We start from the raw sequence: 6,872 nt of genomic DNA on the forward strand, positions 1-6,872 counted from the left end.
CCCTAGCCGGGCGGAGCCCGGCTAGGGTCGGGGGGTGGCCCGACGTGTGGTGGTGGCGTTGCTCGGAACGGTGGCCTGGGCGCCGCCCGGCATCGACCCGGTGGACTGGCGGGCCGCGCTCGCCGAGGACGTGGTCGACCTGCTCGCCATGCTCAACGAGGTGGAGACGGCCGTCGCCGTCACCCCAACGGACCGGCGGCTGGCCGACGCGGTGGTCTGGCCGGACACGGCCGTGTACGAGGTGCCCGAGGCGACCCCGAACGCCGTCTTCGCCGCCCTCGCGGACGCCGGCTACGACCAGGTGGCCGTGATCGCCGGCGACGCGCCGGACGTGCCGGGCCTGACCATCGGCAAGCTGCTGCGCCCCCTCACCACCCGGCCGGTCGCGGTCGCCCCGGTCGAGGGGGATGGACCGGGCCTGCTCGGCGTGGCCACGCGCCTGCCCGTACCGGCGTGGCTGCCGGCGCTGGACCTGGACACCGCGCGGCCCGCGGCCGTGCGCGCGGCGGCGCCGCGACCCGGCGACCTGGCGGTCACCCCGGCCTGGCGGCGCCTGCGCGGGCCGGCCGACCTGGCCTTCCTCAACCCGGCCGTGGAGGGCTGGGAGACCACCCGCGCCCTGCTCTCCGGCACCGCGCTGCCCCGCTGACCCGTCCGCCGACCGGGGGAGCGCCCTCGCTGCCCGCGCCACGGCCTGGCCGCTCGACCGCTGGCTGCGCTCGACCGCAAGCTAGGGCCGCCCGCAAGCTAGGGCCGCCCGACCCGGGTGGGTCGGGCGGCATCCGTCGTCGACGGGTCAGGGGCGGGCGTCGCCGTCCCCGGAGTCGTCACCCGGGCGCTGCTCCGGCTCGCCCGGGGCCTTCTCCTCCGGGCCACCCGGCGCGCTGAAGTCGAAGCTCTCCAACTCGCCGAGGTCCCACTCGGACATCGCGAAGGCCACCGGGTCGGCGAAGTCGTCGTCGGAGGGGAGCAGGTCGGGGTGGCCCCACAGGGCGTCCCGGCCGGCGATGCCCCGGTGCTCGGTCAGCGCCGCCCAGAGCGCCGCCGCCTCGCGCAGCCTGCGCGGACGCAGCTCCAGGCCGACCAGCGCCGCGAAGGTCTGCTCGGCCGGGCCACCGGCGGCCCGGCGGCGGCGGAACGCCTCGCCGAGGCTGACGACGTTGGGCAGCCGGCCGCTCGCCGCGCTGTCGACCACGTGGCAGACCCAGCCCTCGACCAGGGCCAGGGCGGTCTCCAACCGGGCCAGGGACGCCTTCTGCGCCGGGCTGTCCTCCGGCGTGAAGATGCCCTCCAGCGCGATCGCCTGCATCGACTCCGGGTCGGTCGGGTCGACCCGGCCCATCGCCTCCTCGATCGCCTCCCGATTGACCCGGATGCCGGCGGCGTACATCTCCACGGCGTTGAGCACGTGCCCGCGCAGCCACGGCACGTGCTGGAAGAGCCGCTGGTGGGCGGCCTCGCGCAGGGCCACGTAGAGGCGCACCTCGTCCTCGGGCAGCTCCAGGCCCTCGCCGTACGCCCGGATGTTGGCCGGGATCAGCGCGGCCGTGCCGGCCGGGCCGAGCGGCAGCCCGATGTCGCCGGCGGAGAGCACCTCCGCGGCGAGCGAGCCGAGCGCCTGGCCGAGCTGGCCACCGAAGAGCGCGCCACCGAGGGTGGCGACCATCGACTGCATCGGGCCGAGCTGGGCGCGCGCCTCCGGCGGCACCAGGTCGCTCATCGCGCCGACCATGCGGCTGGCGACCGGGTCGCAGAGCTTGCGCCAGACGTCGAGCGTCTTGTAGATCCACTCGTTGCGGTTCCAGGCCAGCGAGGTCTGGATGCCCGAGGGCAGGGCGGAGGCCGGCTCCAGCCACAGGTCGGCGAGCCGCAACGCCTCCTCCACCGCGTTGCGCTCGTAGGGCGACACCGCCGGGTCGCCCGCGGCGGCGAGCTGGCTGGCGGCCACCTGGCGGGCCAGGTCCCAGTTGACCGGCCCGCTGCCCGACGCGGAGAGCAGGTGCTGCAACTGCGACATGAACTGCTGCATCTGCGCGGGATCGTTGGGGTCTGGTGGTTGCCCACCCGGGAGCGCGAAACCGAACGGAATATCAGGCACGACGTCTACGGTACGCGCGCCGCGCCCCAGGTAGCCGTCGCTGGCGTTGCGCTGAGGGCGAAGTCGCGATTCACCCGCCGGAGGCCCCGATCCCGGTCGGTACGCTCTGCCGCATGAGACGTCGCGGCGTGACCGTCCTGCTCGGTGCTCTGCTCACCGCTCTGCTCAGCATCGGCGTGCTCGGCGCGCCCATCCCGTACGTGGTGCTCGGCCCGGGGCCGACGGTCAACACCCTGGGCAAGGAGAACGGCAAGGAGGTCATCCAGGTCACCGGCCGGGAGACCTCCACCTCCGCGGGTCAGCTCCGGCTGACCACGGTCGGGGTGCAGCCCTCGGTCAAGCTGCGCTCGGCGATCCAGGGCTGGTTCTCCGACGACGAGGCGGTGGTGCCGCGTGAGCTGGTGTACCCGCCCGGGGAGACCCGCGAGGAGGTCGAGGAGCGCAACGCGGAGGACTTCAAGGTCTCGCAGACCAGCGCGGAGACCGCGGCGCTGCGCGAGCTGGGCTTCCCGGTGCAGGTGGTGGTCAAGACCGTCGCCGCCGACGGCCCGGCGGCCGGCGTGCTCAAGCCCGGCGACGTGCTGACCTCGGTCGACGGGCAGCCGGTGCCGCTGGCCGTCCGCCTCACCGAGCTGATCCGGGCGAAGCCGGCCGGGAGCGCGCTTCAGATCGGCTACACCCGGGGCGGCGTCGCCGCGTCGGCGGCGGTCACCAGCCGGGAGCAGGACGGCCGGCCCCGCATCGGCGTCGAGATCGAGCAGCAGCAGCCGCACCCGTTCACCCTGAACATCGACCTGGAGGACATCGGCGGGCCGAGCGCCGGCCTGATGTTCGCCCTCGGCATCGTGGACAAGCTGACCCCGGAGGACCTGACCGGCGGGAAGGTCATCGCCGGCACCGGCACGATCGACGACGCCGGCCAGGTCGGTCCGATCGGCGGCATCGCCCAGAAGCTGGTGGGCGCGAAGGAGGCCGGCGCGGTGGCGTTCCTGGTGCCGGCGGCGAACTGCGCCGAGGCCGTCCGCAACCCGCAGCCCGGGCTGCCGCTGCTGCGGGTGGGCTCGCTCGACGAGGCGCTGACCGCGCTGGAGGCGCTGCGCATCGGGGGCCAGCCGGCCCGCTGCTGACCACGACGCGCGGGTGGTGCCCGGTGGGCGGAGCGACGATCGGCGGCGTCCGCACGGGCTGCCCGTCCAGCGACGCTCCGGTGGCTCGGCGTGGCGCCGGGTGGTCGCGGTGTGACCTTGGACCGACACGTTCAGGAACACCCCGTACTCTGGGTGCCTGGTCGGAGCCGATCACATCGAGCGTGCGGAGCCAACAGTGGTCATGAAGAGCAGCAGCCCCCTGCCGAGGATGAGCCGACGCGGACGCGTCACGATCGGTGTCCTGGTCGGGGTGTTCGTGCTCTTCACCCTGCTCGGCTGGGGTGTCCAGGCGTGGACGGACTGGCTGTGGTTCGACGAGGTCCGCTACACCAAGGTCTTCACCGGGGTGTTGACGACCCGGCTGGTGCTCTTCCTCGCCGTCGGCCTCGGCATGGCGCTGTTCGTCGGCGGGAACCTCTGGCTGGCCCAGCGGCTGCGTCCCCGCATGCGCCCGCACTCGCCGGAGCAGGCCACCCTGGAGCGTTACCGGATGCTGCTGAGCCCCCGGCTCGGCCTGTGGACCGCGCTGGTCGCCGCCGTGGTCGGCCTCTTCGCCGGGCTGTCGGCCCAGAGCCGGTGGAACCAGTGGCTGCTCTTCCGCAACGGCGGGAACTTCGGCGTGAAGGACCCGGAGTTCGGCATCGACGTCGGCTTCTACGTCTTCCAGTTGCCCTTCCTGCGCTACCTGCTCGGGGTGGGCTTCACCGCGGTGGTGCTCTCCGTGATCGGCGCGCTCGCCGTGCACTACATCTTCGGCGGCGTCCGGCTCCAGGGCGTCGGCGACCGGATGACCAACGCCGCCCGGGCCCACCTGAGCACGCTCGTCGCGGTCTTCGTCCTGCTCAAGGCGCTCGCGTACGTGCTGGACCGGCGCGCGATGCTGCTGGAGTACGGCGACGGCCCCGTCTACGGCGCCGGCTACGCCGACGTCAACGCGCTGCTGCCGGCCAAGGAGATCCTCGCCTACATCTCCATCGTGGTGGCGATCGCGATCATCGTCTTCTCCAACGCCTGGATGCGGAACCTGGTCTGGCCGGGCATCTCGCTCGCCCTGCTGGGCGTCTCCGCCGTCGCCATCGGCGGCATCTACCCCTGGGCGGTGCAGACCTTCGAGGTCAAGCCCAGCGCGAAGGAGAAGGAGGCGCCGTACATCGAGCGGAGCATCAAGGCCACCCGCTCGGCGTTCGGCCTGGAGGCGGCCACCACCACGCCGTACGCGGCGAGCAACCTGAGGCCGCCGGCGACCCTCGCCACGGACACCTCCGTGGTGCCGAACATCCGGCTGCTCGACCCGCAACTGGTCTCCGAGACGTACACCCAGCGCCAGCAGGTCCGGCAGTTCTACGACTTCGGCGAGAAGCTGGACGTCGACCGATACGGCGTCAACGGCAAGGTGCAGGACTACGTGGTCGGCCTCCGCGAGGTCAACTACCGGCAGCTGACCCCCCAGCAGAACACCTGGATCAACCGGCACACCGTCTACACCCACGGCTACGGGCTGGTGGCGGCGCCCGGCAACCGGGTGGTCTGCGGCGGCCAGCCCTTCTTCGTCTCCGGCTTCCTCGGCGACCCGCAGGAGCAGCAGAAGGAGCAGGGCCAGCAGACGGGCGAGCAGTGCGCCTCGCAGACCGAGCAGATCGCGGCCAAGCAGCCCCGCGTCTACTACGGCGAGCGGATGGACGCCGGCGACTACGCGATCGTCGGCCAGACCGACGCGGAGCGGAAGGCGGAGTTCGACCGCCCGGTCGGCGAGGGCGGCGAGTCCTACACCTACACCGGCGAGGGCGGCGTCGAGATCGGCTCGTTCACCCGGCGGCTGCTCTACGCGATCAAGGAGCAGGAGTCGAACTTCCTGCTCTCCGACGCGGTCAACGACAACTCCAAGCTGCTCTACGTGCGCAACCCCCGCGACCGGGTGGAGAAGGTCGCCCCGTTCCTCACCCTCGACGGCGACCCGTACCCGGCGGTGGTGGACGGCCGGATCCAGTGGATCATCGACGGCTACACCACGGCGGCGACCTACCCGTACGCCGAGCGCGTCAACCTCCAGGAGCAGACGGCCGACGAGCTGACCGGGCGGGGCACCTTCCAGCTCGCGCGGGAGAACGTCAACTACATCCGCAACTCGGTCAAGGCCACCGTCGACGCGTACGACGGCACGGTCCGGCTCTACGAGTTCGACGAGACCGACCCGGTGCTCAAGGCGTGGAACAAGGCGTTCGGCGGTGACCTGGTGGTGCCGAAGTCGGAGATCCCGGCGGAGCTGGCCGAGCACTTCCGCTATCCGGCCGACCTGTTCAAGGTGCAGCGCAACCTGCTGACCCGGTTCCACGTGACCGACCCCGGCGCCTTCTACTCCGAGACGGACTTCTGGCAGGTGCCGAACGTGCCGGATGCCCCCGACACCGGCCAGAAGCAGCCGCCCTACTACCTCTTCACGCAGTTCCCCGGCCAGGATTCGGCGCGCTTCCAGCTCACCTCGGCGGTCACCCCGAACGGCCGGGAGAACCTCGCCGCGCTGATCTCCGGGTCGTACGTGGACGGGCAGCCGAGGCTCGAGGTGCTCGACCTGCCCGACCAGACCCGGGTCTCCGGCCCGGTGCAGGTGCACCAGTCGATGACCAACAACGCCAACATCCGGCAGCAGCTCAACCTGCTCCAGTCGCAGCAGGCCCAGGTGCAGTACGGCAACCTGCTGTCGCTGCCGTTCGGCGACGGCATGCTCTACGTCGAGCCGGTCTACGTGAAGACCGCCGCGCAGAACGCGCCGCCGCTGTTGCAGCGGGTGCTGATGTCCTACGGCGACGGCGGCTCGTACGTGGTGCTGGCCAACAACGTGGCCGACGGCATCAAGCAACTCGTCGAGCAGGGCAAGCAGGCGGGCGCCCCCGGGGCCCCGCCGCCCGCCGGTGGCACCCCGCCGCCGGCCGGTGGCACGCCGCCGGGCGGGACCGCGCCCCCGATGACCGGCGAGCTGGCCGAGGCGGCCAACCGCGTCCAGGCCGCGATCGCGGAGGTCCGCGCCGCGCAGACCTCGGGCGACTTCGAGCGGTACGGGCGCGCCCTGAAGGCGCTGGACGAGGCGCTCACCGCCTTCCAGCGGGCCCAGCAGGCCGCCACCGCCCCGACCCCGGGGGCCGGCGCGCCGGCGTCCCCGACCCCCGGGGCGAGCGCGCCGGCGTCCCCGGCACCGGGCGGCAGCGCCGCACCGACACCGGGCGGCTGACCCGTACCACCCTCGCGGCGCCCCCGGCCCACGGACCGAACCGGTCCCGACGCCGGGGGCGCTGTCGCGTTCCGTGGGATCGCCCTCGACGTCCCGGGCCGGCGTCCGGATCTCGAAGTGCTCTGGGAGCAGGGCTGGGAAGGCACCTCGTCGACGCGGTCCCAGGTCGACGCCGACAGCCGGCGGGCGGTGGCGGCGATCGAGGACTCGCTGCGCTGAGGCGTACGCCGCCCGGGGCCGGACGCGGGCCCGGGCGGCCGGCCACCGGGGTCGTTTTGCGGGGACGGGGGTCGGTGGGATACGGTATACGAACCGACGCGGGGTGGAGCAGCTCGGTAGCTCGCTGGGCTCATAACCCAGAGGTCGCAGGTTCAAATCCTGTCCCCGCTACCACGTCGGA

General features: G+C 73.0%; 4 protein-coding genes and 1 tRNA gene. 4 read left to right on the forward strand and 1 reads right to left on the reverse strand.

Annotated features, from left to right (window positions below; all coding sequences use genetic code 11):
• Window positions 1-34: 34 nt before the first annotated feature.
• Entirely contained in the window at window positions 35-649 is a 615-nt protein-coding gene (locus tag ACSNN9_RS27095; RefSeq protein WP_436676104.1) for a hypothetical protein, read from the forward strand.
• A 147-nt stretch (window positions 650-796) separates the two neighbouring features.
• Here ACSNN9_RS27095 and ACSNN9_RS27100 read toward each other — a convergent pair whose 3' ends face one another.
• Window positions 797-2,098 carry a zinc-dependent metalloprotease gene (locus ACSNN9_RS27100; RefSeq protein WP_436676105.1) on the reverse strand — a complete coding sequence of 434 codons (1,302 nt, stop codon included), beginning with the start codon at window positions 2,096-2,098 and terminating at the stop codon, window positions 797-799.
• A gap of 113 nt (window positions 2,099-2,211) precedes the next feature.
• On the opposite strand from ACSNN9_RS27100, the gene ACSNN9_RS27105 reads away from it, so the two are divergent.
• The 3 genes from ACSNN9_RS27105 (at window position 2,212) to ACSNN9_RS27115 (ending at window position 6,865) form a co-directional block, all read left to right on the forward strand.
• On the forward strand, window positions 2,212-3,225 hold the full coding sequence (locus ACSNN9_RS27105; RefSeq protein ID WP_436676106.1) for a YlbL family protein: 1,014 nt from the start codon (window positions 2,212-2,214) through the stop codon (window positions 3,223-3,225).
• Between the two features lie 202 nt (window positions 3,226-3,427).
• Window positions 3,428-6,472 carry a UPF0182 family protein gene (locus tag ACSNN9_RS27110; protein WP_436676108.1) on the forward strand — a complete coding sequence of 1,015 codons (3,045 nt, stop codon included), beginning with the start codon at window positions 3,428-3,430 and terminating at the stop codon, window positions 6,470-6,472.
• 316 nt (window positions 6,473-6,788) lie between these two features.
• Window positions 6,789-6,865: transfer RNA gene (locus ACSNN9_RS27115), tRNA-Met, on the forward strand.
• The last annotated feature ends 7 nt before the right edge of the window (window positions 6,866-6,872 follow it).

Source organism: Micromonospora sp. URMC 107 (assembly GCF_051386315.1).
Classification (GTDB): domain Bacteria; phylum Actinomycetota; class Actinomycetes; order Mycobacteriales; family Micromonosporaceae; genus Micromonospora.

Coding starts and splice junctions, on each gene's coding strand:
- ACSNN9_RS27105 (WP_436676106.1), top strand. CDS start 2,212: ATGAGACGTCGCGGCGTGACCGTCCTGCTCGGTGCTCTGCTCACCGCT.
- ACSNN9_RS27110 (WP_436676108.1), top strand. CDS start 3,428: ATGAAGAGCAGCAGCCCCCTGCCGAGGATGAGCCGACGCGGACGCGTC.